The sequence below is a fragment of the Actinoplanes sichuanensis genome, assembly GCF_033097365.1.
Classification (GTDB): domain Bacteria; phylum Actinomycetota; class Actinomycetes; order Mycobacteriales; family Micromonosporaceae; genus Actinoplanes; species Actinoplanes sichuanensis.
Genome location: NZ_AP028461.1, coordinates 4,453,295 through 4,479,455 on the forward strand (window position 1 = coordinate 4,453,295; position 26,161 = coordinate 4,479,455).

Here is a 26,161-nt window from a genome sequence, read left to right on the forward strand (position 1 = left end):
ATGACCAGGGCTGCGGAGTGACCGCCGCGGATTCTTTCTCAGGCTGCGGCATCCGGGCGGTCGCTGCCGGGCACCGACATCGGGTTGCGCTCGTCGTCACGGGCCGCCAGCCGGCTCAGTGCCTGCTGGTACTGCGCCCGAGAAATCCCACCCTGGAGAAGCTGGGTCACCAGGGCGCCCTCCAGAGTGGTCGGGGCGGTCTCGCGGGAGACGCCGTCGTCGCCGGCACCGGCGGCTTCGTCCGATGGGGTGGCGTCGGGCGTGCGCCAGAAGACCACGGTGATTGTGATGATCAGCAGCACCACTAAGATGATCAAAGTCGCCATCGTCACCACCTCCCTCCTTCGCATCCTCGTCCGCATGGGCGTCGATGCGACAGGGACCAAGGTCCCGCGCCGGGGTGACGGGTGGCCGGCAGGACGGGTTCGCCTGCCGGCCACGGATCAAGATCGTGCCGAGGCCACCGAACCCGCGTGTCCGAGAGTCGATGTGGACCATCCCGGCGGGACGAGCAGGACCGGGCACAGCCGGCGCTCGCTCGGAACGGACCGGCCCAGGTGATACAGCATCTCGACCAGCCATCCCTTGTGACCCCGGCCGGCCACCAGCAGCCGGGCACGGCGGGACGCCCGTTCCACGGTGTAGGCGGCTTCCGCGTCGCTGATCAGCAAGCGGCTCACGACCACATCCGGCGACCTACCCGTCCAGCCCGCGAGGGCCTCGCTCAGCCGATCCTCGGCCGCCCGGCGCTCGGCGTCACCGGCGTCGGTCGCGGGGGCCCACACGTGAACCGCCACCAGGGGGCAGCCTGCGCGGGACGCGGCCTCGAACGCCGACCCCACGGTGGCGGTGCACCGGCCGGAGGTGGCGACCACGACGGGCCCCCGGTCCACCGTCGGGCCACGGAGGATCAGCAGCGGGCAGCGGCTGTGATGGGCCAGATACGCCGCGGTCGAACCCCAGCCGTGCCCGAGTGTCGCCTCGTCCCGGTGCCCCAACACCAGCAGGCCGGCGTGACCCGAATGCCGGATCAGCGCCTCGGCGGCGCTGTCGTCGGCCAACTCGGTCTGCACCGGAAGGCCAGCCACGACGTGCCGGGCCCGCAGGGCGGCCAGTTCCAGCAGGTGCCGGCCGTCCGCCAAGGCCGGTCGCAGCGCCCGATGTCGCGGCAGTCCGCCGTGACGTCCGGGCCAGGCGTGCACGATCCGCAGCGGCACACCCCGACGCGCGGCCTCCGCGGCCGCGACATCGACGATTTGCAGTCCGTCGGGCACGTCGTCGACGCCGACCACGACGGGTAGCCTCTCCTCGACTGACACGACACTGTGCATACCCGTACGGTAGGCCCGCCCGCCCCGGCGACGGCACGGTAGACCGGCATCAGAGTAGGGTCCTTATACCATCTCGCTGAACAGGACCAACGGCCCTGGGTACCGGCCTCGACGGCGCGCGATGCTTCGGTCAGACGCCCACCGCCGGACCGGAACCACCGGCTCGCGGCAGACCGAAACGGATGGCCGTCGCGCCACCAGACCCACCGTCGTCAAGACGGCGCCGGCTCCGGCGACACGGCATCGGCGGTGGGCGTCCCCGAGACCTCGCCGCCGTCGGCACCACGACAGGACCCGATCCCGGCGACGCCGCTACAAGTCGCACACCGTGACGGGACCTATGCCCCTGCCCGGCACGCATCGATGAGAGTGCCATAGAGGAGCAATGGTCGGACCCGTACGCCGCACCCCCGTGCGGCGCACGGCAGCGGAAAGGAGGTCCGTACCGTGCAGAGAGAAATCATCGTCGGATACGACGGCTCACCGCACTCCCAGGCCGCTCTGCTATGGGCGCTGGACGAAGCGGCCCGCACCGGCTCCTCCGTCGAACTCGTCTACGTCGACGCATCCCCGGTTCTCGCGCCGGCCGCGAGGCTGATCCAGGCCCCGCCCCCGCCGGACAGCTACCGCACCGAGGTCGTCAACGGCACGCTGGAACGCGCCGTCGCCACCGCGAAGAAGACCCAGCCACTCATCGACATCACCGCCCGGACGGTCTGGGCACACCCCGCGACCGCGTTGATCGACCTGTCCCGCAAGGCCCGGCTGATCGTCCTCGGCGGCAGCGGGCACAGCGCCGTCGCCGGGCTGCTCGGCTCGGTCAGCACAGCGGTCAGCGCGCACGCCCACTGCCCCGTCGTGATCGTCCGCGGCGAACCCGTCGCCGACGCTCCGGTGGTCGCCGGCATCGACGGCTCGGCATCGGCCGCGGCAGTGCTCACGTTCGCCGCCGAACAGGCCTACGCCCGCAAGGCCACACTACGGGTGATCCGCACCTGGCCACCGGTGACCGGGCTGTGGGAAGAGACGCCAATGGTCACCGGCATGGTCACCGACCAGGAACGGGCACCGTTCGACGCCCTCGTCACGACCATTCGCACCACCTTCCCCGACCTCACGGTCGAAACCGAGGCGGCGGTCGCCCACCCCGCCGAGGCCCTCACCGGCGCCGGCGATCACGCACAACTGCTGGTGGTCGGCAGCCGGGGACACGGTGCCGTCAGCGGTCTGCTGCTGGGCTCGGTCAGCCAGCATCTGCTGCGGCACTCGGCGTGTCCGGTCGTGGTGGTCCACCCACGCACCTGAGACACGACTTGCTGACCCGGTGAGGGCGGCACGTGGCGCGGACCGGTTCCCCACCGATGCCCGCCCGGCCACCTCATCGGCCACACCTGCACCGCTGCCGGATCATCGGAGGTGAGCCGTGGACCGGACCCTGTCGAGCATCGCGACCGACCGCCTAGCCGCCGCGGTGCTGGCACGGCTGGGCGACGATGGGCCGGATCATCTGCGCAGGTATCCGGAATGGGGAGCCGTCGAGGTGACGACGCAACCGTCCGGGCCGGACGCGATGGCGGTGGTCGCCGCCGTCACCGACGACACCGCACCCTGCTCGGTCGTCGGATACGCGCAACATCGGGCGCACACGCTCGGCCTACGGCTGCGGGTGACCCATGTCTGGAGCCGTAGGCCCCCGGAGGTGACCGACGTGTTACTCGCCTCCGTGCTGTACAACTGCCTGAATCCGCGCGACGCGGCAGCCGCCGAACGGGCCATCCTGCACGACCCCGACACCGGCCGTGCACTGCAGTCCCTGAGCCGTGGGGCGCGCCTGCTGGTGCTGTCCGCCGGGACGCAGATGCCCCGCTCCGGGATCCTCGGCGACACGGTCATCTCGCTGATCGGGCATACCCCATGCCCGCTCGCCATCGTGCTGCCACCACCCATCGCGTCCCCGGCCTGGTGGTCCGGGACGGCCGGCAAGGAGGCCACGGTATGACCACCTCAGCACGGACGGCTGGCAGCCGTGCCGACGGACGGCACGACACGGTTCACGCGTTGACGGCCGACGGTGGCATCGTCGCCATCCGGCCGGTCACACCCGAGGACGCTGCCGCGATCGCCGAACTGTACGCGCACGCCTCCGCCGCGAACCTGCGGCTGCGGTTCTTCGCCCAACCGAGTCCCAGGACGCTCCACACCGAGGTCGAACGGCTGTGCCGGCCCGAATCCGACCGGCATGTCAGCGTCCTCGCCCACGAGGCGGACGTGCTCGTCGGTGTCGGCTCCGCCGAGCGGCTCGGCGGGCGGACCGAAGCCGAGTTCGCCCTGTTCGTGGCCGACAATCACCACGGTCGTGGCATCGGCACCCTGCTGCTGGAGCACCTGGCCGACCGCTGCGCCCGGCACGGCGTCACCGACCTGATCGGCGAAGTGCTGCCCGGCAACGTCGACATGCTGCGGGTGGCCCGCAACCTCAGCTCACACGAACGCGACCGCCTGGACCGTGGCATCGTGGACGTCACGCTGCGGATCACCGAAGGGCCGGCCGACCCGATCATGGACGAGCGTGATCGTACGGCCGAGCGTGCCTCGCTGCGGGCCTTGCTCAGCCCGTCGTCGGTGGCGGTGGTCGGCGCAGGACGGCGGCCCGGGAGCGTGGGCCGGGAGACCCTGCTGTCGCTGGTGGACTATGGCTTCACCGGGACGCTGTACGCGATCAACGGGCGCGGCACCCCGGTCGGGCCGGTGGCCGGCTACCGCAGCCTGCTCGACCTGCCGGGCCCGGTCGACCTGGTGGTCATCGCCGTCCCGACCGACCAGGTCACCGGGATCCTGGCCGACGGCGCCAAGGCCGGGGCCCGCGCCGCGGTGGTGCTCAGCGCCGGATTCGGCGAAGCCGGCCCGGACGGCCGGGAACGGCAGGCCGAGCTGGTACGGCTGGCGCGGCACCACGGCATCCGGCTGGTCGGCCCGAACTGCCTCGGCGTCTTCAACTGCGATCCGCGGATCCGTCTCGCGGCCGGGTTCGCACCGCGGCTCCCTACCGCCGGCGGGCTCGCCGTCGCCGCACAGTCCGGCGCAGTGGCCATCGCCGTACTGAACCACGCGGAACGTACCGGCACCGGCCTGTCCACCGTGGTGTCGCTCGGCAACAAGGCCGACGTCAGCGGCAACGACCTGATCGCCTACTGGTACGACGATCCGGCCACCCGGGCGGTGGCGCTCTACCTCGAGTCGTTCGGCAATCCCCGCAAGTTCGCACGCATCGTGCGGGCGCTGGCCCGCCGCAAGCCCGTGCTGGCCCTCAAGAGTGGCCGTTCCATCGCGGGCCGGCGGGCCGGTGCCTCGCACACCGCGGCCGCCGCCGCCCCGGCGGCCACAGTCGACGCCCTGTTCGCCCAGGCCGGGGTGATCCGCACCGAGACCCTGGGCGACCTGCTGGACACCGCACGATTGCTGACCGGCGAGCCGCTGCCGGCCGGGCCACGGCTCGCGGTGGTCAGCAACGCCGGCGGGCTCAACGTGCTCGCCGCCGACGCGGCCGAACAGGCCGGACTGCAGCTGCCGGTCACCGGCCCGGGCATGCTGGAGAATCCGCTCGACCTGGGCGCCGGTGCCACCCCGGAGCAGTTCGCGGCCGCCGCCGAGAGCGCGGCGTCCAGCGCAGGCGCCGACATGCTGCTGCTCATCGTGGTGTGCACCCGGGCGAACCGGCCCGCGGAGATCCTCGGCGAACTGGGCCGGGTCATGGACCGCCATCCAGGCCTGTGTGCCGCCGCGGTGGTGACCGGCGCAACGGATCCGCCGAACCGGATCGGAGCCCGTGGCCTGCCCGTCTACGAGTTGCCCGAACAGGCGGTCCGGGCGCTCGGGCACGCCGCGTCCTACGCCGACTGGCGGCGACGACCGCTGGGTGGCCAGGCTGATCTACCCGGCATCGACCGCCGCCGTGCTCACGCACTCGTCGAGCAAGCTCTGCAGGCCGGGCCGGGCTGGCAGGACTATGCCACGACCAGCGACATCCTCGCCGCGTACGGGATCCGGCTCCTCCCCGCCGAGGTCGCCGTCGACGCCGGCGCCGCCGTGTCGGCCGCATCCCGCATCGACGGGCCCGTCGTGCTCAAGTCAGCCGATCCGCAACTGGTGCACAAGAGCGACACCGGTGGGGTGCGTACCGGCCTGGCCGGCGCCGCCGCCGTCACCGAGGCCTTCGCCACCGTCGCCGCGGCCGGCCGCCCCGGATGCGGTGTGCTGGTACAGCCACAGGTCAGCGGACCGGTCGAACTGGTCGCGGGCCTCGTGCACGACCCCCTCTTCGGATCCGTGGTCCTACTCGGCCTCGGCGGGGTCCGCACCGACCTACTCGCCGACCGCACCCTGCAACTGATGCCGATGACCGACCTGGACGCCGGCCGGATGTGGCGCTCCCTGCGCTGCGCCCCGCTGCTGACCGGCTACCGAGGGACACCACCGGCCGACACCGCCGCGTTGGAGGATCTGCTGCTGCGCCTGGGCCGGCTCGCCGAACAGCATCCGGAGATCGCCGAACTCGACCTGAACCCGGTGTTCGCCGGACCGGACGGAATTCACGCCGTCGACGCCAAACTGCGACTGACACCGGCGGGCATCGAACCCGACGCCGTGCTACGGCGACTACGCGATCCCGGATAGAGCCGCGCCGTGACCAAGACCCTGCCGCCGCCCGCCCAGGAGCGCTCTCCTGACTGGGACTACGCCGGCGAAGTACCACTGATCCTCAAGGACGTCGGGGTGACGGGCGTTGAGATTGCCCCAGCGCAGATATCTGTGCAGTTCACGACCGAGGACGGTGTGGTTCGGGTGGTTCGAGTTCGCCATGGTGAACATGCGTAGCGGCCCGAACTGCGCCTCGATCGGATTCGCCCAGGACGCACTGGTCGGCGTCAAACACAGCTCGACCCTGTCGCGGGCCGCCCACGCCCGGATCTTGGGGGTCTTGTCGGCCGACAGATTGTCCATGATCACGTAGATCGGGCCACCGTCCGGCAGACGCCGGCGTTCTTGCAGGCGGCGTTGAGGGCGGTCCCGCTCTTCGCCGATTCCGAGGTGTCGAGCGCGATGGCCGGTCCTTGGCCCCGGCGGCCTCGAGTGACGGGCGACGATCTCCTGCAGGCTCTTGGCGACGTCGCTGGTCCCGCCGTCGGCGGCCTTGGTGAGGGTCGCCGCGACGGTAGCGGATCAATGCGCACGACGATCACATAGGTTTCTCGCAACACCTTGGTCACGACACCGTCGCGGGTCTGGTTCGGACAGCCGGCATGGAACACGATCGATCAGCAGATCAATACGGGGGTGTCGTGCGGAAAACGTGTAGAAGGCTTGCCGGTGTACTGGCTCTGACCCTCGTGGCGGCGATGCCGGCCGGCTGCCGACCGGAGTCGGAGTCACGTTCCTACTATCCCGGGCTGGCCCGGATCGGCGACACCTACCAGCTCTTCATGCCGCTATGCCCGACCGACGGCCTGCTTGAGGTGACGGTTCGCGATGGGCGGGCGACCGAGGACGAGCCCGACTGGTGGCGGGTGGAAGGGCTGAGGGACCAGGCCGGCCTGAGCGAGTTTCTGGTGCTCGGCGATGACGGCCCATTCCTCGAGACAACCGGAAAGAGCTTGGCCCGGCCTCCGATGCCCGACCAGATCGTGGTGAAACTGCGCCAATCCGACCGCAACGGCAGCAGTGACGAGAACACTCTCTTGTTCAACTCGGCGGCCGTCCCGTCGTACCCGTCCGGCGCCGACATGCAGAGAATCCGTTACACGACGGGGACCGTTTCCTCCGAAGGTGACCTGGCCACTCCGGAGGAGATGCGCCGGCGGTCCGAATGCGCAATCGGCGGGCGCAGCCCTGGTCCCGCACCCAGTCTCCAGCCGGTCACCTCGCTACGGCCCGGCGCTTACAGCCGGGTGAAGAAGGCCACTCTCGGCACCGACGCGGTCGACTGGATGGAGGTGTACTCTGCGGCCCGGCCCGAGGAAGACATCGCCTCCGACGTCTGCGGCAACAGCCCGGCGACCGGTGCGGTCGTCTCGGCCCTTGGGCGGAGCGTGAGCTGGCAGGCCAAGACCGACGACGGATCCTGGGACTGGCGACGGTTCATCTGGAACTACGTCGGCGCCTACGGGACGATCAGCGCGGCCGACGCCGTCGAGCAGGTCGACGGCAGGCTGGGGTGCGGTCCCTACATCTGGGGCGATATCCGGCTCAACACGTCGCGTCGCGTCGGTCTACCCCCGCTGCCCGGAATCGACCGGCAGCTGCTCTTCTGCGAGCAGGGCGAACAGCAGGATGAAGAGATCGCCTTCTGCACCCTGCTGCTCGCCCGTCACGACATCCTGAGCCGCGTCGTCGTCAAGGCAACCACCGAGGAGGAGGCGGTCACCAGCGCCCGAGCCCTCGCCGACGAGGCCGCGGAAGCCCTCGCCCGGACCTGACCCGACACCAGAAGACCGGGTCCGCTGCCAGTTGATCTCCTTGGTCCGCAGGATCTGCCGCAGGCGTTCCCGGCTGATGTTCACCGTGCGGGTGGGTCCCGTTTCCTCCCCACGGCTAAAGCCAGGGGTTTTCCACGGAAGGCATTCGATGAAAGCGATGTCGTCGTCACTGATCAGGCGGGGACGACCTCCCGCCCACTGCGGGCCCAGGCAGCGAAGACCGATCTCGTTGAACGCGTGGATCACGTCGCGGACGGTGTCCTCATGCCCGGCGACCGGCCGGGCGATCGCCGGGACCGGAGTACCGGACGCCGGCGCCATGATGATCAGCGCACGACGTACCCGTACCGAATCGTGTTTGCCCCTACCGACAAGTTGCTGCAGCTTGCGACCCTCGTCCTACGTCAGACGTCTCCCGGTGTGTCGCTGACCCGGTGAACGTTCGTGGTCAACGCACTACACGCCTTGGTCGAGGACGCGGTCGGCTGCACCCTCTACGTCGGCTCGCCCGCCCAGGCCGTCGACTGCGCCCGACTTCGTCAGGTCCGGCACGACGCACAACATCTCGGCATACCGCTTGTCGTCTGGGCATACCCGCGAGGGGAGGCGGTTACGGCCCACTGCCGGTCGGTCAGGTCATGCCGCCTCGTCACCGCTACGCTGGGAACGAGGTCTCCGGTATGAGGTTCTTGCTTGGTCGCAGAACCAGATACCGGAGACCTCTATCAGTCATCGATCGTCGCCACGCCGGAACATCGATCAACCACCAGCTTCCAAAACACGCCTTAGGCCGACGATCCGCATGAACAGCAACACACCGACGATGACGAGCAGCACGTCCATGAGGTTCACCCCACCAGGAAGACCGGGCACAGGGCATGCTGGGTCAGCTGAGCCGCCGCCGGGTGCAGCAGCGAACCGGACCAGGCGCCGTGACGGTAGCGGCCGACCACGATCGCGGCGGCCCGGCCGGACGCCTCGATCAGGGCGGCGGTCAGGTCGCCGGAGATGATCCGATGGTGCACCGTGACGCCGTCGCGGGTCTCCAGACGCCGGGCGAGATCCATCCGGTCGCCGGCGACGTGCAGAAGATTCAGGCTGCAACCACGCACACGGGCCTCGGCGAGCGCGAACTCCACAGACTGCTGCGCGGGTGCCGACCCGTCGACGCCGACGACCAGCGGGCGCCTGCCGAACTCGGCGCCGGCCGGCCAGTCGGGCATCCGGACCACCAGGACCGGTCCGTGGTGATGGCGGGCGACGCGACCGGCGACGCTGCGTCCCAGTGCGGTCGTGGTGGCGCCGTGTCGATGACCGATGACCGTCAGTGCGGCCCCGTCGGCCTCGGCGAGTAGCACCTGTGCGGGGTTCGCGGCGACGGCGAGCGTGCTGTTGACGGCAACCGTGGCGGAGCTGGCGTGCATCCGCTCGGTGAGCCGCTGGAGCAGAGCCGCGCCGTTATCGTTGCCGGCGCTGTGCTGCACCGTCACCAGACGCAGATCCCAGCCATGCAGTTCGGCCTCGATCGCGGCGTGGTCGGCCGCGACATAGCTGATCGGGCTGTCGTCCACGCCGGCGAGTACGAACCCGTGGCCTGCCAGCGGTGGCGGGAGCTGGTGAATCGGGGACGGCAACGGCCGGACAGCGTACGGATCGGGGTAGTTCACCGCCCCGAGATAGCGGTTGATCACCTGGCTGTAGCGGTTTTCCCGTGACACGGCGCTGGAGTGGCGGCGTGCCTCGGTCTCCGCCTTGACGTTGCTCCGCTCGTTCATGGCGGCACCTCCGGACCAATGCCGGCAGCACCGGCGAGGTGCCGGCGCCCTCTGCCTTCATGGCATCACCGGGTCGCCTCCGGCGACAGGGCCGTTGGGCCCCGCTCGGCGGCCCGGGTGGCGCTCGCAGCCGTCCGCTCCTGCCACATGCCGGCACGTGGGCCCAACGGCTCTGCCGATCGCCTCCCCCGGCCAGCAGAGTGAGAGTCGGTGCGGGAGTGCGCACCATCCGGATCTCCCGCTGAGGCGATGCGAGGGGAGGGATCATGCAGATTCCGGCCGTCGTCGTCGGCACCGACGGCGCTGAGCCCGGCACCGCCGCCGTCCGCTGGGCCGCGACCGAGGCCGAGTGCCGGCGGCTGCCGTTGCGGGTCGTGCACGTGCTCGACTGGGACTGGTCGGTAAGCCGCTACGACTACCAGGGCATCTCCTATCGCAACGCACGGCGCCTGGCCGAGACGACCGTCCGGGAAGCAGCCAGCCGGGCGAGCGATATCGCACCGGCTCTGGAGATCGAGTTCCAGGTCGTCGTCGGCCACCCGGTCACCGCGCTGACCCGTCTGTCCACAGCCGCCGCTCTTCTGGTCGTCGGCGGCCGGGGCCGGGGCGGCTTCGCCGGACTGCACCTGGGCTCGGTGAGTCGGCGTGTCACCATGCACGCCCGATGCCCGGTCGCCGTCGTGCGCGGCCGTCATGCCGGGCCCCGAGATCCGGTGGCGATCGGGGTGAGCGGGTCCGACGATGCCGACGCGGTGCTGGAGGCCGGATTCGCCGCTGCCCACCAGCACGGTGTCGGCTTGGTGGCCGTCCGCTCGTACCGTCCCGGCCGGCTGCACACCGACGACACCACGGAACCGGAGCAGGACATCCTCGAGCGGGACCACCTGACGACCCGGCTCGCGCCGTGGCGGGCGAAGTTCCCCGACGTCGCGGTGGACACGCTCGTGTCGACCGACACTGCCGCCGCGACGCTCGTGGAGGTCTCGCACGGCACCCGGCTCGTGGTGGTCGGCAACCATTCCCACGGCCTGCTCAGCGGCGCGGTGCTCGGCTGCACCGTGGCACCGGTGCTGCACCACGCGCACTGCCCTGTGCTGGTCGTCCGAGAACCGAGAACAGGAGGATGATCATGAAAGCACGTATCGGTGACCGCGTCGTGGTGGAGGCTCTCCGCCTCGGCGCGGAACGGCGTATCGGCATCATCACCGGCGTCGACCATCAGGACGGCAGCCCGCCGTATCGGGTGCATTGGCTGAGCGACGGCCGTACCACCCTGTTCTACCCGGGCCCGGAGACCCACGTCGAACCCGGGCACGGAAAGCCGGGAACCGCGAACTGACGAATCGGCGGCGGTACCCGACCGGACGGTCCGGCACCGCCGCCGGGCGCGGGCCTGGCGCACTGACGGGTCTTTCGGCCCGGTCTTCTCGGGTCCAGCGGCACAGGTGACCATGCCGGGCTGCGGCGAATAGTCGGCCATAGACACCCGTCAGTCAAGGAGGACGCCATGACAGCCACCGGCCGCGACGCGGCCACCCACCTCGACCAGCCCCCGGCCCCCGGCACCGCACTCACCACGACGGCTGCCCGCTCGCTCGCCGTCCTGCGGATCTCGCTCGGATTCGTGTTCCTCTGGGCCTTCCTCGACAAGACCTTCGGTTGGAACTACGCCACCCCCGCCGAACGCGCCTGGATCGAGGGCGGCTCCCCCACCAAAGGCTTCCTGTCCGGCGTCGACGTCGGCCCGTTCGCCGGCTTCTTCAACGACATCGCCGGCCAGGCCTGGGCCGACTGGCTGTTCATGCTCGGCCTGCTCGGCATCGGCCTGGCCCTGATCCTCGGCATCGGCATGCGCATCGCCGCCGGCGCCGCCGCCCTGATGATGATCCTGATGTGGTTCGCCGAGTTCCCGCCCGCCCAGACCGACAACGCCGGCGAGGCCACCCACTCCACCAACCCCTTCATCGACTATCACCTCGTCTATGCCCTAGGCGCCGTCGTCACCGCCCTCACCTACGCGGGGCACACCTGGGGCCTCGGACGCCAATGGGCGCACCTGCCGTTGGTGCAGCGCAACCCCTGGCTGATCTGAACGACATCCAGCACGACACGCGGGCGGTCGCTTCAGCGGCCGCCCGATTCATGCCTGGTGACACGGACGGCGAGGTGTCGGACCATGTCCTCGACCCGGGCCGTCGCATCACCGAAGAGCATCGTGATGAGTTCGGCGGCCGGATACCGGGCTTGCGCGACCGCCGTCCCGTAGCCGGGCGTGATCACCACCGAGGTCGCGGCCCGCAGCAGGTCAGACCGTGACCTAAGGCCCTGCCACAGGCGGACGAGGAGCGCTGTCCTGGAATGGAATCTGGGAGGTGTCATGGACCTTTACCCGCTGCGGGTGGAGGCGCGCCGCGACGAATCCCTGAGCCGCTGGCTCTGGCTCGTCAAATGGCTGCTGCTGCTCCCGCACTACCTCGCACTGGCAGTGCTCTGGACCGGCCTGGTGGTACTCACCCTGGTCGCCTATCTGGCGGTGCTGTTCACCGGCCGCTACCCCGAGCCGATCCGCGCGTACAACCTGGGTGTTCTGCGCTGGACGTGGCGCGTCGGCTACTACGGCTATCAGGCGCTGGGAACCGACGCCTATCCGCCGTTCACCCTCGCCGACCACCCCGATCATCCGGCCCGGCTGCACCTGGACCCGCACGAGCCGCCGCCGCGGTGGCTGCCGCTGGTCGCATGGCTGTTCGCGGTGCCGCACCTGATCGTCCTCGGTGCCCTATACCGCACCACCGACACACCCGCCCCGTTCGGGCTCACCGCCGCGCTGCTGCTGATCGCCGGGCTCGCTCTGCTTTTCACCGGCCGCTACCCGGGTGGCCTGCACGATCTGCTCGTCGGCGTGGCCCGCTGGAACTTGCGCGTGGCCGCCTACCTGGTGCTGCTCGTGCCCCGCTACCCACCGTTGCGGCTGGACCAGGGTGGACCCGAGCCCGACCCGGCACCGGCCGGCCCGGTCGCGGCGCAACCATCCCGGCCAGACCCGCATCCGCCGGTCGCCGGGCCGGTGACCGCCCTGGTCGCCGGGGTACTGCTGCTCCTGCCGGCCGTCGGTCTCGGTACCGGCGGCGTGATACTGCTGACGGTGGACGCCGCCCGCGACAGCGCCGGCTACGTGACCAGCCCGGTCCAGCGGCTGCAGACGTCGACGGCGGCGATCACCGCCGAACACGTGACGCTCACCGGCACCGGAGCCTGGACCCGCCAGACGGCCGATCTCGGTGAGCTGCGGCTCGAGGTGACCGCCCCGGCCGACCGGCCGGTCTTCGTCGGGATCGCGCCCCAATCGGCCGTCGACACCTGGCTCGCCGGCACCGCCCACGACGAACTGACCGGTTTCGCCTCCGGAGCCGCCCGATACGATCGGTCCGGCGGGCCGGTCCGCCCGGTCTCCGCACCGGCCGCTCAGCCGTTCTGGATCGCCCAGAGCACCGGCTCGGGTTCGACGACCCTGCAGTGGACGGCAGCGGACGGTGAATACGCCGTGGTCGTGGCGAACGTCACCGGCGCCGCCGGGGTCTCGGCCGATGTCCGTGGCGCCGCCCGGATCCCCGATCTCACCGGCCCGGGCAGCGGACTACTCGCCGCCGGTGTCCTGATCGGCCTGCTCGCGGTCGGCCTGATCGTCATCGGCGGGACGGGACTCGGCCGCCGGCACAGCGCACCCGTACCCGGCCCGCAGAACGGCCCGACACCCCGGCTGAATCCGCCGGTCACGACCGGCTCATGAGAGCAGGAGCGGGTACGGCCATCGTGAACGGCTGGAAAGGACAGCGGAAATGACTCTCCCGGTCATGTCGGCAGCATCCGCGGCGCGGGGTCTGTCCACTGCCGAAGCGACCAGACGCCTTGCCGAGGACGGTCCGAATCTGGTGGCCGCTCCCCCACCCCGCGGTGTCGTCCGCCGGGTCGGCCGTCAACTGGCCGATCCGCTGGTGGCGCTGCTGCTGGCCGCCGGAGTGGTGACAGCCGCCCTCGGCGACGTTCCGGACACACTGATCATCCTGCTGGTGGTCGTCGTGAACACGGTGATCGGGGTGGCGCAGGAGGTGCGTGCCGACGCGGCCATCGCCGCCCTCGACCGGCTGGCCGCCCCGGTGGCCCGGGTCGTCCGCGACGGCCGTGACCAGGTCGTTCCGGCGTCCGACCTGGTACGCGGCGACCACGTCCGGCTGGAGGCGGGCGACGTGGTGCCCGCCGACCTGCGGCTCACCGAGGCTCAGCGGGCGACGTTCGACGAATCCGCGCTGACCGGCGAATCGGTGCCGGTGCCCCGGAGCACGTCGGAGCCGGCCGGTGCGGGAACCGTGCTGGCCGGTGGGCGCGCCGCGGGAACGGTGGTGGCCACCGGGCCGGACAGTGCGCTCGGCCGGATCTCCGAACTGGTGTCGCGTACCCGGCCCGGTCCCACCCCGTTGCAGCGCCGCATCACCGCCCTGGGCCGGGTGCTGGGCGTGACCGCGGTGGTGGTGTCGGCGCTGGTGTTCGCGGCCGGGGTGCTGGCCGGCCAGCCGGTGGCGCGGATGGCGATCACCGCGGTGAGTCTGGTCGTCGCCGCCGTCCCGGAGAGCCTGCCGGCCGTCGTCACTCTCGCCCTGGCGCTCGGCGCTCACCGGATGGCCCGGATCAGCGCGATTCCACGTCGGCTGCACGCGGTGGAGACCTTGGGCTCGGTCACGGTGATCGCCTCGGACAAGACCGGGACGCTCACCGAGAACCGGATGTCGGTGCAGTGCGCGATCACCGCGGACGGATCCCGTCACACGGTCCGCGGCACCGGCTACGACCCGGCGGGACAGGTCGACGGGCCGGGCGGCGAGCCGCTGCGGGCGCTGGCTCGTGCCGGGGCGCTCTGCAACGACGCCGCGCTGCTGCCACCGGACGACGACCGCCCGGACTGGGCGGCGGCCGGTGATCCGATGGAGGCCGCCCTGCTCACCTTCGCCGGCCGCTGCGGCCTGGACGTCGACGCTGAACGTGCCGCCGCGCCCCGGGTCGCCGAGCACCCGTTCGACCAGGACAGCCGCCGGATGGTCACGGTCCACCGGCTCCCGGCCGGCGGCTTCCTGGTGGTCTGCAAAGGCGCCCCGGAGGCGGTGCTGGATCCGCAGACCGACGCTGCCCTGGTGGCCGCCGCGGCGGAACTCGCCGCCGACGGGCTGCGGGTGCTCGCGGTGGCCACCGCCGTCGGCGACCACCAACCCGATCCGGCGGTACCGCCGACGCTGCACGCGGTGGGACTCGTCGGCATCGGGGACCCGTTGCGGGCCACCGCGCGCGACACCGCCGAGGCGTTCCGGCGGGCCGGCGTACAGCTGCTGCTGATCACCGGTGACCATCCGCAGACCGCGACCGCCATCGGGCGCCGGTTGGGCATCCTCGGCCCGGGCGACGTCGTCGCCCACGGCGACCAGGACGACCTGCGGGGTACGGATCTCGCGCACGCCCGGGTGTACGCGCGCACCCAGCCGGAGCAGAAACTCGACATCATCCGCGCGTTGCAACAGCGCGGTGAGGTTGTCGCGATGACCGGCGACGGGGTCAACGACGCGCCCGCCCTGCGCCGCGCCGACATCGGCGTCGCGATGGGCGGCGGCACCGAGGTCGCCCGGCAGGCCGCCGAGTTGGTCCTGGTGGACGACAACCTGGGCACCGTGGCGGACGCGATCGGTGAGGGCCGCCGCATCTACGACAACATCCGCCGTTTCCTGCGCTACGCGCTGTCCGGCGGCGCGGCGGAACTGCTGGTGATGCTCGCCGGCCCGCTGCTGGGCATGCCGCTGGCGCTGCTGCCGGCCCAGCTGCTGTGGATCAATCTGCTCACCCACGGCGTTCCGGGCGTCGCGCTCGGCGCCGAACCGGCCGAAGCCGACGTGCTGCGCCGGCCTCCACGCTCACCGCAGGAGTCGGTGCTCGGTGGGGGCCTGCTGCGTGGCGTGCTGACCGGGGCCGGTCTGTTGGCCGCCGTCACGTTGGCCGCCGGGGTCGTCGCCCAGCAGACCGGCCGGCCCTGGCAGTCGGTGATGTTCCTGGTTCTCGGGCTCGCCCAACTGGGGGTGGCCCTGGCGGTGCGGGCGAAGGCCACGCCGGGTACACCCCGCAACCGGATGCTGCCGGCCGCCGTGGCGGTCTGTCTGCTGTTGCAGTTCGCCGGCGTGCTGGTCGAACCACTGCGGCTGCTGCTGGGCACCGAACCTCTGGACGTGGTGACGATCGTGGCCTGCCTCGCCGTCGCCGCGATTCCCGGCGTGGCACTGCGGCTGTGGACTCGCGTGGTGGCCGGCCGAGAGGGTGACGGGTGACCGCCGGTCCCCGGAACCGCGTCTTACCGTCGATCGGTCTCCCGGTGCGGGCTCACGCCCGCGCCGGGAGGCCGAAGGTACGCCGGGACGGGCCGTCGGTCACTACCGTGTGCCGCCGCAGCGGATGACGCTGGGACTATGACGGCCATCGAAGTCGCTGATCTCTCCCGGGCGTATGGTCCGGTCCGCGCCGTCGACCAGATCAGCTTCACGGTCCACGACGGGGAGATCTTCGCGCTGCTCGGGCCCAACGGTGCCGGCAAGACCACCACGGTCGAGATCCTGGAGGGCTACCGGACCCGCGACGCGGGCACCGTACGGGTTCTCGGTACCGACCCCGCGACCGGCGGTTCGGCCTTTCGCGCACGCATCGGTGTGGTACTGCAGTCGGCCGGCTTCGAGGAGGAGTTCACGGTCCTCGAACTCCTCCGGCTCCAGACCCGCCTGTATCCCAAGGGCCACAACCCCGACGAGCTGATCACCCTGGTCGGACTGGCCGACAAAAGGACCACCCGGGTGAAAGGACTCTCCGGCGGGCAACGGCGCCGCCTGGACCTGGCGCTGGGCCTGGCCGGAGCGCCCGACCTGCTCTTCCTCGACGAACCCACCACCGGGTTCGACCCCGCCGCCCGCCACCACGCCTGGGACCTCATCGCGAGCCTGCGCGACCGGGGCACCACGATCCTGCTGACCACCCACTACCTGGAGGAGGCACAACGGCTCGCCGACCGGGTCGCCGTCATGCGCGACGGGCGGCTGGCCGCCGTCGGCGCACCCGACGAGTTGCGGGCCGGTTGCGACCTGCCGACCGACATCGGTTTCGATCTGCCGGCCGGGCTCACCATCACCGACCTGCCCACGCTGAGCGCACCACCCTCGACGACACGGCAACAGGTACGGGTGCGCTCGCGTGCGCCGGTCGAGGACGCCTGGATACTCACCGGCTGGGCCCGGAGCCGCGGCGTCTGCCTGCACGACTTCACGGTCGCCCCACCGACCCTGGAAGACGCCTACCTGGCGTTGACCCGAGACGAGTCCCGATGAACGGCCAAGGCACCGCCGTAGCCCTGTGGGCGCTCACCGGGCACGCCGTACGGGCCTTCTTCCGCAACCCGATGGCGGCGTTCTTCACCCTGGCCTTCCCACTGACCTTCCTGATCATCGTGGCGTCGATCGTCGGCGATCAAGACGCCGGAGGCGTTCCGATCGCCCAGTACCTGGTGGCGCCGTTCGCGGTGTTCGGCGTGGCGCAGGCATCGTTCGTCCTGATCGCCGTCGACACCGCGGCGCTGCGCGACCGGGGCGTGCTGCTGCGGCTGCGCGCGGCCCCGGTGCCACCCTGGACCGTGCCGGCCGCACGGGTGGGCGCGTCACTGGCCGCCTCCGGACTGGCGGTCGTGCTGCTCACCGTAGTGGGAGTGTTGGGCTACGACGTGCAGATCATCTGGCGCAAGGTGCCGGCACTGCTGGTGACACTGGTGCTGGGCATCGCCTGCTGCGCCGCCCTCGGCCTGGCGCTGGCCGCCTCGACCCGTACCGTCCTGGCCGCGCAGACTCTCGCACAGGGACTGCTGATCAGCCTGGCCTTCATCTCCGACGTGTTCATCGTCGGCGCCGCCCTGCCCCGCTGGCTCGACGTCCTCGGGTCGCTGCTGCCGTTGAAGCACTTCGCCCTGGCGCTGGCCGCGACGTTCGAGCCCACGGCCGGATCCGGTTTCGCCCCCATGCACCTGGCCGTGCTCGCGGCGTGGACGGTCGTCGGGATGCTGGTGGCACGTGCCCGCTTCTCCTGGCAGCCGGCCGGCGGATCCACCGCCCCCGCGGGCACCACCGCAACAGACGACCCGGGACCGGTACGCCTGTCACCGCCCTCGGCGCACCGTGGTCCGGTGCGGTCCCCGCTGGCCGGGCAGATCGGATACGCCCTGCTCGGACTGCGACGTGATCCGCTGTCGGTGTTCTTCTCGATCGTCTTCCCGGCGCTGCTGCTGGTGCTGTTTCCCACCGTGTTCGGTGACGGCCAGGTGCACGGGATGGCGATGGCCCAGTACCTGCTGGCCGGGATGATCGCCTACACCGCGGCACTCACCGCCTTCGTGGACATGCCGGAGTCCGTCGTCGGCGCCCGCGCCGCCGGGGTGCTCAAGCGGCTGCGCGGCACCCCCTTACCGCCACGCTGGTACTTCACCGGCCGGGTCACGGCTGCCCTGATCGTCACGGTGTTCGCGGCCGGCCTGCTGATCGTCGTCGGTACCGGTCTGCTGGGCGTGCACCTGCCGGCCACGCGGATCCCGGCGCTGCTGTTGGCGATCACGACCGGCTCGCTGTGCTTCGGTGCCCTCGGCCTGGCGATCGCGGCCCTCATGCCGGAAGCCCGCTCGGTGCTCGCCGTCACCCTCGGCACGCTGCTGCCGCTCTGCTTCGTCTCGGAGATCTTCGTCGTCGGGGATCGGCCCCTGCCCGGCTGGCTGACCACCGTCGCCGACGTGTTCCCGCTGCGCCATCTGCTCCGCGCGGTGCTGACCGCGACCGATCCGGCGGTCACCGGAGCCGGGGTGGCGGCCGGGCAGCTGGGCATTCTGCTGGCGTGGACCGTGCCGGCGCTGGCGGTGCTGTGGCTACGCCGGGCCGCACTGACCTGACGGGACCGGACACGGGTCCTACGCCCCTGCCCGGCCCGTGCACCCGCGAGCACAGTCGACAGTGACAGGAAAGGTGATCGCCATGACCGTCATCTGGCTGATCGTCTGGCTGGTCCAGGGCACTCCCCCGGTCGCCTCCTGGGGGCCCTGGAACGGCTGGGGCATCGCACTGTTCGTCTGCCTCGCCACCGACCTGATCGGTGCTCTCGGCCGGAACTCCGGTTCCCGTCCACTGCGCCGGAACCGACACTCGTGAAGGAGGTTTCCGATGTCCATCGGCACCCGCCTACGGCACCACGACACGCACCCCACCCTGACCGCCGACGACGTCTGGGCGGCGGTGTCGCACGCATCGTTCGCCGTGCTCAGCCACGTCACCCCGGCCGGTGCACCCCGCTCCAGCGGCGTCGTCTACGCCGTCACCGGCGACCGCATGTACGTGGTCGTCGCCGCCGACGGCTGGAAGGCCCGGCACATCGGCGCCGAAGCGACGGTCGCGGTGACCGTCCCGGTACGCCGCGGCGGGCTACTGGCCCTGCTCATGCCCATCCCACCGGCGACCATCAGCTTCCCTGCCGTCGCGACCGCCCACCCGGCGCAGATCATCGACCGCCTTCCCGGGCTGGCCCGGATCCTGCCGCCGGAACGGCGCACCGCCTGCACGGTCTTGGAGATCCGTCCCACCGGCCATTACGTGACCTACGGACTCGGCGTGCCGCTCATGACGATGCGCGACACCGAACGCGCCCGCGCCCGAGTAGCGGTGGACTGAGCCACCGCCATGCCGGCGATCACCCCATCGAACGGGCTGCCGGCCGCGCAGCGCACGGATCTGCTGCGGCGGATGTCGACTCTCCGGGGCGCGACCGCCCGGACGGTCCGGCCCGTCCCTCTGCTCATACCGGGGAACGAGGCCGTCCTGACCGGGGTTCTCGCCGTGCTCGGACCGCTGGACACGATGATCTCCACACTCCGGCCACCGGTGTTCGCCGGCTCCACGGCCGGGGACAGCGCCGACGCGAGCGTCACCGTCACGTTCGGCTCATCGGCCGCTCGGCACCGACCTGGCTCGATGTCGGTCCTCGTTTCCGGTCGACGGGGTGTTCCGCCGGCCGGCGGGGCCGCTGTCGACGTGTGGGACGTCGAGGCCATCCTGACGACCACGGCGCGATTCGCCTCGTCGGTCCGGGCGGGTGGCTCCGCCCTCCTGATCCGGCTGTGCGGCACTATGCCGCCGTCCCGGCGCGATCCGATCGCGGTCCTGGCCGGTCGCATGTACGCCGCACAGCAACTCGACGCGAGCGGCATGCAAGCGATCACCGCCGGTCATGACCTCGGCGGGCCCGGACCGGATCGCCACGGCTGTGCGCTCTGCCGCGCGGCTCGCCGGAGGCACGTCGAAGACGTCCGCGCCTGCCCGCGGCATTTCGTGGAAGCCCTGATCGCAGACCACGCCGCGCCTCTGCGCGCACGGGCGCGGCAGATGACGCACACCGGCACGTCACGGCCTTGACCAGGCGACCCCACGACGTTCCAGGGCACACCGGCGCCCGGCCCGCACCCGCCAGAACCCTCCGAAGGTCCTACGTCCCGCCGAAACGGTCTACCCGGCCCTGCCCGCCGGACATCGATGGGCGTGCGATGGAAGGAGAAACGGTCGGACCCGTCACCGCGTTTCCCGCGCGGCGTACGACGTCTGGGAGGAGGCCCGTACCGTGCAGAAGAGAATCATCGTCGGGTACGACGGCTCGGCCTACTCACACGCGGCACTGTCCTGGGCGCTGGACGAAGCCGACCGCACCGCGACACCCGTGGAACTGCTCTACGCCGACGAATGGCCTGTCCTCGCTCCCGCCGCGAGCATGGTCCCGTCCCCCGCTCTGCGGCCGGAAAGCTACGCCGCCGAGGTCATCACCGGCACGTTGGACCGTGCCGTGGCGCAGGCCGGACGAACGCATCCACTCATCGACGTGACGGCGACGACCGTCCGCGCGCACGCCACCGCCGCCCTCATCGAACGATCCCGCCACGCTCATCTGATCGTTCTCGGCGTACGGGGACGTAGTCTCGTCTCCGGGCTGTTCGGGTCGGTCGTCTCCGCGGTCGCCGCCCACGCCCACTGCCCGGTCGTGGTCGTCCACGCCGGTGACCCGCCCGCGAACGCCGCCGTCGTCGCGGGCGTGGATGACTCGGCCGCCGCCTCGGACGTGCTCGCCTTCGCCGCACAGCAGGCGGCGGCACGCAAGGTTCCGCTGCGGATCATTCGCGCCTGGCCGCCGGTGACCGGCCTGTGGGAGCAGACCCCGATCGTCACCGGCGTGATGACCGGCCCCGAACGCCGGCCGTTCGACGACATGGTCACCGTCGTCCGGGACACCTTTCCGGACCTGCAGATCGAAGCCGAGGCCCTGCGGGAGCACCCGGCTGCCGCGCTGGCCGCCGCCAGCGTCACCGCCCAGCTCCTGGTGGTCGGCACCCGCGGCCGGGGCGCGCTCCGCGGGCTGCTGCTGGGCTCGACAAGCCAACACCTGCTACGCCACGCCGCCTGCCCGGTCGTGGTGGTCCACGACATCGTCGATCAGCTCTGAGGTGGACTGGTGGGGGCGCCGGCCAGCTGGCCGGCGCCCCCACCAGTCCACCTCACGCCGTCACCCGTTCCTGCCTGTTCTCGGTCTGCTGCTCCAGGTGCACGGCGGCCACCCCGGGGACGGTACGGGCGAGGACCGTGACGACCGCCCGCTGCTGCTCGTTGCGGATCCGCCCGTGCACGGTGACGACGCCGGAGACCACCTCGGCGGTCCACAACCCGGACCGGCCGGCGTAGTCGTCGAGACGTAACTGCACGTCGGCGGCGAGTGTCCGGTCGTCGCGGACCATCGCCTTGAGGATGTCACGGCGGCTGACGATGCCGACGAGCCGGCCGTCGTCGAGCACCGGCACACTGCGCACGTCGTGGTCGAGCATCACCTGCGCCACATCGGCGACATCTGTGCGGGGTGTGGTGGTGATCGGGTACTGCGACATCACCTCCACCACGACTCCGGGCCGGCGCGGCGGCGGTTCGGTGTCCGGGTGCCGGCGCGGATCGCCGTGCGGTTCGGCCGGTACCCGGTGCCACAGCAGGTCGCTGTCGCTGACCATGCCGATCAACCGGCCGCCGGCGTCGAGGACGGGCAGGGCGGTGACCGCGTAGGTCGTCATCAGCTCGGCCGCGCTCTCCACGGGCGCGTCATGGGCGATGACCTGGACGGAACTGGTCATGAGGTCGCGGACTCGCATGATGGTGCCTCCTTCGTGGCATCGGCTCCGCGGCGGCGTCTCCAGGCGCGGAAGATCTCGTCGGCGCCCCAGACCAGCAGCGGGAAGGGCGCCAGGAACAGCAGCTCGGCACCACCGAGGGCGGCGGTGTCGAAGACCGCCTGCAACGGCGGCAGGTAGATCACGGCGGCGGTGAACACCAGTTCGAAGGCGATCCCGCCGAGCAGCAGCCGGTTGCTGAACACGCCGACCGACCGCAGGGAGGCGTGGTCGGTGCGGGCGGCGAACGCGGTGCCGACCTGGCAGGCGACGATGCCGGCGAACGTCATGGTGGTGGCCTGCGCGTACACCTCGCCCGGCAGCGTGGCGCCGGGTTCCCAGCCCGCGCGCCACAGGACCCAGAAGAATCCGGCCGTCACCAGTACGGCGGACACGACACCCAGCACACCCCAGGCGCGCAGCAGCAGCCGTCCGTCGATGACCCCGGCCTTCGGGGACCGGGGCGGCCGGCTCATCAGGCCGGGTTCCGCGCGTTCGCGGCCCAGCGCCAGCGCGGGCAGCGTCTCGGTGCCCAGGTCGATGGCGAGGATCTGCAGCACGGTCAGCGGCAACGGGACCGCTCCACCGGACAGGGCGAAGATCAGGAACGGCACGACCTCGGGTACGGCGTGCGCGAAGATGTAGAGCACGAACTTGCGGACGTTGTCGTAGACGCGCCGGCCGGCTTCGACGGCCCGGACGATCGTGGCGAAGTTGTCGTCGGTGAGCACCATCGTCGCGGCCTCCCGGGCCACGTCGGTGCCCGAGCGGCCCATGGCCACCCCGATGTCGGCGTGGCGCAGGGCCGGGGCGTCGTTGACGCCGTCGCCGGTCATCGCCACGATGTGGCCCTGCGAGCGCAGCGCCTCGCAGATGCGCAGCTTGCCCTCCGGTGACGACCGGGCGAAGACGATCTCCTGGCCGTCGCCGAGCAGGTGGTCCAGGTCCGCGTCGTCCATCTGCTCCAGTTCGGCGCCGGTGACCACCCGCCGGCGGCCGTCGCCGATACCGACCTGTGCGGCGATCTCGGCCGCGGTGGGTCCGTAGTCACCGGTGATCACATGCACCCGGATGCCGGCGCGGTGGGCGGCGGCGACTGCGGCGGGCACCGCCTCCCGGGGCGGGTCGACCATGGCCACCAGTCCCAGCAGCGTCAGGTCCTTCTCGGCGGCCTCGCGGCCGGCGGCGAGCAGGTCCGGTTCGGCGATGCGCTGCGCCACGGCGAGCACCCGCAGGCCGGTACGGGCGTAGCCGTCGACCGCGGCGGCGACCTCGTCGCGTATCGAATCGGTCAGTGCGGAGAAGCGCCCGGAGTCGTCGAGGAACCGGGTGCACAGCGGCAGCACCGACTCCGATGCACCCTTGACGTGCAGGTGACCGCCGGTGACGGTGGACATACGCTTGCTGCGCGGGTCGAAGGCGTACAGCACGGTCCGCGCGGAGTCCCGTGAACTCCCGCTCACCGGCACGCCCAGCGCCGCGGCCAGCCGTAACAGGGCCAGCTCGGTCGGATCACCGCCGCCTGCCGACACCCCGTCGCCGGGAAGGCGGGCCGTGGTGCAGGTGGCCGCCGCGACGGCGAGTTCCCGGCACAGCCGATCCCGGCCCGCGACCGCCACCGCCCACTCCCGGCCGGCCACCCACAGGTGGGTGACGTGCATCCGGTTCTCGGTGAGCGTCCCCGTCTTGTCGGTGCAGATGACCGTGGTCGAGCCGAGGGTCTCCACCGCGGACAGCCGCTTCACCACCGCACCGGATCGGGCCAGGGCACGCACTCCGGCGGCGAGGGCCAGGGTGATCGTCGGTAGGAGCCCTTCAGGCACGTTGGCCACGATCAGCCCGATGGAGAAGGTGATCGCGGCCGCCCAGCCGAGCCCGGCGAGCACACCGATCGGCAGGAACGCCACCCCGGCGGTGACGGCGACGGCCGCGATGATCCAGGTGGCCCGGCGTACCTGCCGTTCCAGCGGGCTCGCCTCGGTGTGCCCGCGCTGCGAGAGGGCGGCGATCCGACCGATCTCGGTGTGCATCCCGGTGTGGGTCACCACGGCCCGGGCCTGTCCCGCCGTACAGGAGGTGCCGCTGAACACCAGCTCGCGGGCCTCCAGCAGCGGGCCCGGCACGTGTTCGGTGTCCGCGGTGCGGACCGCGGGCAGCGACTCGCCGTTGAGGGTGGACAGGTCCACCGCCACCGAGCCGTCGATCAGGCGGGCATCGGCGCAGATCCGGTCGCCCTCGGTGATCTCGATGACGTCGCCCGGAACCAGGTCACGGCCCGGTACCTCGACCAGCTCACCGTCGCGCATCACCCGCGCCGACAGCGGCAGGAAGGCGGCCAGGGCCTCGACGGCCCGTTCGGCCTGCCGTTCCTGGACGAACGCGAATCCGGCGTTGAGCAGGATCACCGCCACCACCGCGACGGCCAGTGCCGGGGAGTGCCCGGCCCAGGCGAGCACGGCCGCCACCATCAGCAGGACGGCCAGGGGTTGGGTGAACTGGGCCAGCAGTTGCCGCGGCCAGATGCGGGCCTGGCGGCGGGAGAGTTCGTTGGGGCCGTACACGGTCAGCCGGCGGGCCGCCTCTCGCGATCGAAGACCGCCCGGGGTGGAGCGCAGGTGCCGGAACAGTTCGGTCGGCGGTTGGCGTTCGTCGACCTCGGCCGGAGCCGTAATCGTCTGTGCCATACCTTCGAGCATCTGCTCGCCGCCGGATCGGGGGCAGAGCCGAAGGGCCCGCGCGCACATGCCGATGGCGCCGGCATGTGCGCGCGGGCTGCTCGCTTGCTCAACTGCCGCGGACCACCACGACCGGGCAGCGTGCGTGCTGGACGCATTGCTGGCTGACCGAGCCGATCAGTGTCCCGGTGAAAGCGCCGTGGCCCCGGCTGCCGATCACCAGCAGCCCACAGCGGGCCGACAGGTCGATCAACACCTGCGCCGGGTGACCCGGCACGACGCTCTCAACCAGGTCGAGCTTCGACCGCTCGTCGCCGAACACACTGTGCACCGCTGCGGTGAGGGCCTTGCCCGCGGTGGCGGCCAGGTCCTCGTCGTAGGGCAGCATCGGTGCCCAGCCATAGTAGGACGGCAGTTCCCATGCGGTGACCGCATGCAGGCGCCCGCCGGTCAGCCCGGCCTGCCTCGCCGCCCAGCGCAACGCCGCCTTGGACGACGGCGACCCGTCGACCCCGACCACGATGTCACCGACACGTACATCCTCGGGGTTTCCCTCCTCGAAACCGTGCCATCACCCACCTCCAAGATCGGATTTCCTCCACGATGCCCGCAGCGGCTCGCCCGACGGCAGGGTCCAACGGCCTCTCCATGGCTCAACGATCACGAGAACACAAGCCGGACGACGCCCGGAGGGCACGGGCATGCGCCCGGGGTTCACCGGCCGGCGCCGCGATGCGGCACGACCAGTACCGGCCGACCGGCGTGGTGCAACACGGCCATGGCGACGCTGCCGAGGACGATCTCCCGCAACGCCGACCGACCGAGCGAACCGACCGCGAGCAGGGCAGCCTGTTCGGCCTCGGCCCGGCCGCAGAGGGCGGCGGCGACCGCCCGGCCATGCTCGACCGCGATGCCGGTCCGGGGGGCTTTCTTCAAACCCGTGGGGGTACGGCCGGACGGTGCGACACCGTCCTGCACGAGTACCGGCATCACCTCACGCAGCGGGAAGAACTCTGCGGCCACCGCGAACGCCGCATCGGATCCGGCCGACCCGTCCCAGCCGACCACGATCGGGCCATCACCGAGGGCCGCCCGCTCCGGCTGCAGCAACGGATGCGGCACGACCAACACCGGGCAGGACGCGTAGTGCACGATCACGTCGGAGACACTGCCGAACACGGCCCGCGCCCCACCCAGCCCACGCGCCCCGACGACGATCAGGTCGGCTCCGGACCGCTCAGCGACCTGCACCAGATGCAGTCCCTCACCGCCCACCGCACGTTCGACCAGCGGCTCGGCCTTCCAGCCGTACGCGGCGGCCAGGGTCACGCCCATGGCCGCCAGACGGTGGGCCTCAGCCTCGCCCTCCCGTTCGACCGCAGCGACGAACTCGTCGATGCCGTCGGTGCGGTGCCGGAGCCGATGCCGTACCGGGTCGCTGTCGTACGGAGGCGTCCACACCACACTGACGCTGGTTGACGCGTCCGGCAGCAGCGTGGCCGCCACCTCGATGGCGGCCGCGGCCGGAACCGACCCGTCGTAGCACGCCAGAACGTCGAGAGTGCCCTCGCCCATAACCCTGCCTCCTCGATACGCGTGACGACAC

At 71.5% G+C, this 26,161-nt stretch carries 23 protein-coding genes and 2 pseudogenes; 16 read left to right on the forward strand and 9 right to left on the reverse strand.

Annotated elements, in window-relative coordinates; genetic code table 11:
- Positions 1-38 precede the first annotated feature (38 nt).
- Complete coding sequence (locus tag Q0Z83_RS20555; protein ID WP_317795580.1) at positions 39-317, reverse strand: hypothetical protein; 279 nt, start codon at positions 315-317, stop codon at positions 39-41.
- A 126-nt stretch (positions 318-443) separates the two neighbouring features.
- Complete coding sequence (locus Q0Z83_RS20560; protein WP_317795581.1) at positions 444-1,331, reverse strand: universal stress protein; 888 nt, start codon at positions 1,329-1,331, stop codon at positions 444-446.
- A gap of 447 nt (positions 1,332-1,778) precedes the next feature.
- Between Q0Z83_RS20560 and Q0Z83_RS20565 the strand changes: the two genes are divergently transcribed.
- From Q0Z83_RS20565 to Q0Z83_RS20575, 3 genes are all read left to right on the forward strand, one after another.
- Positions 1,779-2,636 (forward strand): universal stress protein, encoded by an 858-nt coding sequence (locus Q0Z83_RS20565; protein WP_317795582.1) that lies wholly within the window; start codon positions 1,779-1,781, stop codon positions 2,634-2,636.
- 118 nt (positions 2,637-2,754) lie between these two features.
- Positions 2,755-3,330 carry an adenine nucleotide alpha hydrolase family protein gene (locus Q0Z83_RS20570; protein WP_317795583.1) on the forward strand — a complete coding sequence of 192 codons (576 nt, stop codon included), beginning with the start codon at positions 2,755-2,757 and terminating at the stop codon, positions 3,328-3,330.
- The gene (locus Q0Z83_RS20575) at positions 3,327-6,005 is read left to right on the forward strand and encodes a bifunctional acetate--CoA ligase family protein/GNAT family N-acetyltransferase (protein ID WP_317795584.1); all 2,679 of its coding nucleotides are present in this window, start codon (positions 3,327-3,329) and stop codon (positions 6,003-6,005) included. The genes Q0Z83_RS20570 and Q0Z83_RS20575 overlap by 4 nt, the downstream gene beginning before the upstream one ends.
- Before the next feature lie 78 nt (positions 6,006-6,083).
- Here the strand turns inward: Q0Z83_RS20575 and Q0Z83_RS20580 are convergent.
- A pseudogene (locus Q0Z83_RS20580) lies at positions 6,084-6,371 on the reverse strand (transposase); the annotation flags it as partial.
- Positions 6,372-6,631: 260 nt separating this feature from the next.
- On the opposite strand from Q0Z83_RS20580, the gene Q0Z83_RS20585 reads away from it, so the two are divergent.
- On the forward strand, positions 6,632-7,804 hold the full coding sequence (locus Q0Z83_RS20585) for a hypothetical protein (RefSeq protein WP_317795585.1): 1,173 nt from the start codon (positions 6,632-6,634) through the stop codon (positions 7,802-7,804).
- A 147-nt stretch (positions 7,805-7,951) separates the two neighbouring features.
- Here Q0Z83_RS20585 and Q0Z83_RS55835 read toward each other — a convergent pair.
- A pseudogene (locus Q0Z83_RS55835) lies at positions 7,952-8,188 on the reverse strand (helix-turn-helix domain-containing protein); the annotation flags it as partial.
- 60 nt (positions 8,189-8,248) lie between these two features.
- On the opposite strand from Q0Z83_RS55835, the gene Q0Z83_RS55840 reads away from it, so the two are divergent.
- Complete coding sequence (locus Q0Z83_RS55840) at positions 8,249-8,488, forward strand: hypothetical protein (RefSeq protein WP_378079082.1); 240 nt, start codon at positions 8,249-8,251, stop codon at positions 8,486-8,488.
- Positions 8,489-8,652: 164 nt separating this feature from the next.
- Here the strand turns inward: Q0Z83_RS55840 and Q0Z83_RS20595 are convergent, their stop codons facing one another.
- Entirely contained in the window at positions 8,653-9,579 is a 927-nt protein-coding gene (locus Q0Z83_RS20595; protein ID WP_317795586.1) for a universal stress protein, read from the reverse strand.
- Between the two features lie 266 nt (positions 9,580-9,845).
- On the opposite strand from Q0Z83_RS20595, the gene Q0Z83_RS20600 reads away from it, so the two are divergent.
- The 11 genes from Q0Z83_RS20600 (at position 9,846) to Q0Z83_RS20650 (ending at position 21,171) form a co-directional block, all read left to right on the forward strand.
- Complete coding sequence (locus tag Q0Z83_RS20600) at positions 9,846-10,706, forward strand: universal stress protein (protein ID WP_317795587.1); 861 nt, start codon at positions 9,846-9,848, stop codon at positions 10,704-10,706.
- A 2-nt stretch (positions 10,707-10,708) separates the two neighbouring features.
- Positions 10,709-10,918, forward strand: a complete 210-nt coding sequence (locus tag Q0Z83_RS20605; protein WP_317795588.1) for a DUF1918 domain-containing protein — start codon at positions 10,709-10,711, stop codon at positions 10,916-10,918.
- 168 nt (positions 10,919-11,086) lie between these two features.
- Entirely contained in the window at positions 11,087-11,671 is a 585-nt protein-coding gene (locus Q0Z83_RS20610) for a DoxX family membrane protein (RefSeq protein WP_317795589.1), read from the forward strand.
- Positions 11,672-11,956: 285 nt separating this feature from the next.
- Positions 11,957-13,369 (forward strand): DUF4389 domain-containing protein, encoded by a 1,413-nt coding sequence (locus tag Q0Z83_RS20615; RefSeq protein ID WP_317795590.1) that lies wholly within the window; start codon positions 11,957-11,959, stop codon positions 13,367-13,369.
- Positions 13,370-13,433: 64 nt separating this feature from the next.
- Positions 13,434-15,941: a cation-translocating P-type ATPase gene (locus Q0Z83_RS20620; RefSeq protein ID WP_317795591.1), complete on the forward strand. Its 2,508-nt coding sequence runs from the start codon at positions 13,434-13,436 to the stop codon at positions 15,939-15,941.
- A gap of 138 nt (positions 15,942-16,079) precedes the next feature.
- Positions 16,080-16,985, forward strand: a complete 906-nt coding sequence (locus tag Q0Z83_RS20625; RefSeq protein WP_317795592.1) for an ABC transporter ATP-binding protein — start codon at positions 16,080-16,082, stop codon at positions 16,983-16,985.
- On the forward strand, positions 16,982-18,583 hold the full coding sequence (locus tag Q0Z83_RS20630; protein WP_317795593.1) for an ABC transporter permease: 1,602 nt from the start codon (positions 16,982-16,984) through the stop codon (positions 18,581-18,583). The genes Q0Z83_RS20625 and Q0Z83_RS20630 overlap by 4 nt, the downstream gene beginning before the upstream one ends.
- 82 nt (positions 18,584-18,665) lie before the next feature.
- Positions 18,666-18,839: a hypothetical protein gene (locus tag Q0Z83_RS20635; RefSeq protein WP_317795594.1), complete on the forward strand. Its 174-nt coding sequence runs from the start codon at positions 18,666-18,668 to the stop codon at positions 18,837-18,839.
- Between the two features lie 12 nt (positions 18,840-18,851).
- The gene (locus Q0Z83_RS20640; RefSeq protein WP_317795595.1) at positions 18,852-19,355 is read left to right on the forward strand and encodes a hypothetical protein; all 504 of its coding nucleotides are present in this window, start codon (positions 18,852-18,854) and stop codon (positions 19,353-19,355) included.
- 9 nt (positions 19,356-19,364) lie between these two features.
- Positions 19,365-20,096: a thiamine pyrophosphate-dependent enzyme gene (locus Q0Z83_RS20645; RefSeq protein ID WP_317795596.1), complete on the forward strand. Its 732-nt coding sequence runs from the start codon at positions 19,365-19,367 to the stop codon at positions 20,094-20,096.
- A 202-nt stretch (positions 20,097-20,298) separates the two neighbouring features.
- Entirely contained in the window at positions 20,299-21,171 is an 873-nt protein-coding gene (locus Q0Z83_RS20650; RefSeq protein WP_317795597.1) for a universal stress protein, read from the forward strand.
- Positions 21,172-21,223: 52 nt separating this feature from the next.
- Here Q0Z83_RS20650 and Q0Z83_RS20655 read toward each other — a convergent pair whose 3' ends face one another.
- The 4 genes from Q0Z83_RS20655 to Q0Z83_RS20670 form a co-directional block, all read right to left on the reverse strand.
- The gene (locus Q0Z83_RS20655; protein WP_317795598.1) at positions 21,224-21,862 is read right to left on the reverse strand and encodes a CBS domain-containing protein; all 639 of its coding nucleotides are present in this window, start codon (positions 21,860-21,862) and stop codon (positions 21,224-21,226) included.
- On the reverse strand, positions 21,841-24,564 hold the full coding sequence (locus tag Q0Z83_RS20660) for a cation-translocating P-type ATPase (RefSeq protein WP_317795599.1): 2,724 nt from the start codon (positions 24,562-24,564) through the stop codon (positions 21,841-21,843). Before Q0Z83_RS20660 ends, Q0Z83_RS20655 begins: the two co-directional genes overlap by 22 nt.
- Before the next feature lie 100 nt (positions 24,565-24,664).
- Positions 24,665-25,075 (reverse strand): universal stress protein, encoded by a 411-nt coding sequence (locus tag Q0Z83_RS20665; protein ID WP_317795600.1) that lies wholly within the window; start codon positions 25,073-25,075, stop codon positions 24,665-24,667.
- 194 nt (positions 25,076-25,269) lie between these two features.
- Positions 25,270-26,130: a universal stress protein gene (locus tag Q0Z83_RS20670; RefSeq protein ID WP_317795601.1), complete on the reverse strand. Its 861-nt coding sequence runs from the start codon at positions 26,128-26,130 to the stop codon at positions 25,270-25,272.
- Positions 26,131-26,161 lie beyond the last annotated feature (31 nt).

Excerpts from the sequence above, each read along its gene's own strand:
- Q0Z83_RS20630 (WP_317795593.1), top strand. The coding sequence starts at position 16,982 with ATGAACGGCCAAGGCACCGCCGTAGCCCTGTGGGCGCTCACCGGGCAC.
- Q0Z83_RS20605 (WP_317795588.1), top strand. The coding sequence starts at position 10,709 with ATGAAAGCACGTATCGGTGACCGCGTCGTGGTGGAGGCTCTCCGCCTC.
- Q0Z83_RS20620 (WP_317795591.1), top strand. The coding sequence starts at position 13,434 with ATGTCGGCAGCATCCGCGGCGCGGGGTCTGTCCACTGCCGAAGCGACC.
- Q0Z83_RS20640 (WP_317795595.1), top strand. The coding sequence starts at position 18,852 with ATGTCCATCGGCACCCGCCTACGGCACCACGACACGCACCCCACCCTG.
- Q0Z83_RS20585 (WP_317795585.1), top strand. The coding sequence starts at position 6,632 with ATGGAACACGATCGATCAGCAGATCAATACGGGGGTGTCGTGCGGAAA.
- Q0Z83_RS20560 (WP_317795581.1), bottom strand. The coding sequence starts at position 1,331 with ATGCACAGTGTCGTGTCAGTCGAGGAGAGGCTACCCGTCGTGGTCGGC.
- Q0Z83_RS20645 (WP_317795596.1), top strand. The coding sequence starts at position 19,365 with ATGCCGGCGATCACCCCATCGAACGGGCTGCCGGCCGCGCAGCGCACG.
- Q0Z83_RS20615 (WP_317795590.1), top strand. The coding sequence starts at position 11,957 with ATGGACCTTTACCCGCTGCGGGTGGAGGCGCGCCGCGACGAATCCCTG.
- Q0Z83_RS20660 (WP_317795599.1), bottom strand. The coding sequence starts at position 24,564 with ATGGCACAGACGATTACGGCTCCGGCCGAGGTCGACGAACGCCAACCG.
- Q0Z83_RS20610 (WP_317795589.1), top strand. The coding sequence starts at position 11,087 with ATGACAGCCACCGGCCGCGACGCGGCCACCCACCTCGACCAGCCCCCG.
- Q0Z83_RS20575 (WP_317795584.1), top strand. The coding sequence starts at position 3,327 with ATGACCACCTCAGCACGGACGGCTGGCAGCCGTGCCGACGGACGGCAC.
- Q0Z83_RS20655 (WP_317795598.1), bottom strand. The coding sequence starts at position 21,862 with ATGCGAGTCCGCGACCTCATGACCAGTTCCGTCCAGGTCATCGCCCAT.
- Q0Z83_RS20595 (WP_317795586.1), bottom strand. The coding sequence starts at position 9,579 with ATGAACGAGCGGAGCAACGTCAAGGCGGAGACCGAGGCACGCCGCCAC.
- Q0Z83_RS20600 (WP_317795587.1), top strand. The coding sequence starts at position 9,846 with ATGCAGATTCCGGCCGTCGTCGTCGGCACCGACGGCGCTGAGCCCGGC.
- Q0Z83_RS20625 (WP_317795592.1), top strand. The coding sequence starts at position 16,080 with ATGACGGCCATCGAAGTCGCTGATCTCTCCCGGGCGTATGGTCCGGTC.
- Q0Z83_RS20670 (WP_317795601.1), bottom strand. The coding sequence starts at position 26,130 with ATGGGCGAGGGCACTCTCGACGTTCTGGCGTGCTACGACGGGTCGGTT.
- Q0Z83_RS20635 (WP_317795594.1), top strand. The coding sequence starts at position 18,666 with ATGACCGTCATCTGGCTGATCGTCTGGCTGGTCCAGGGCACTCCCCCG.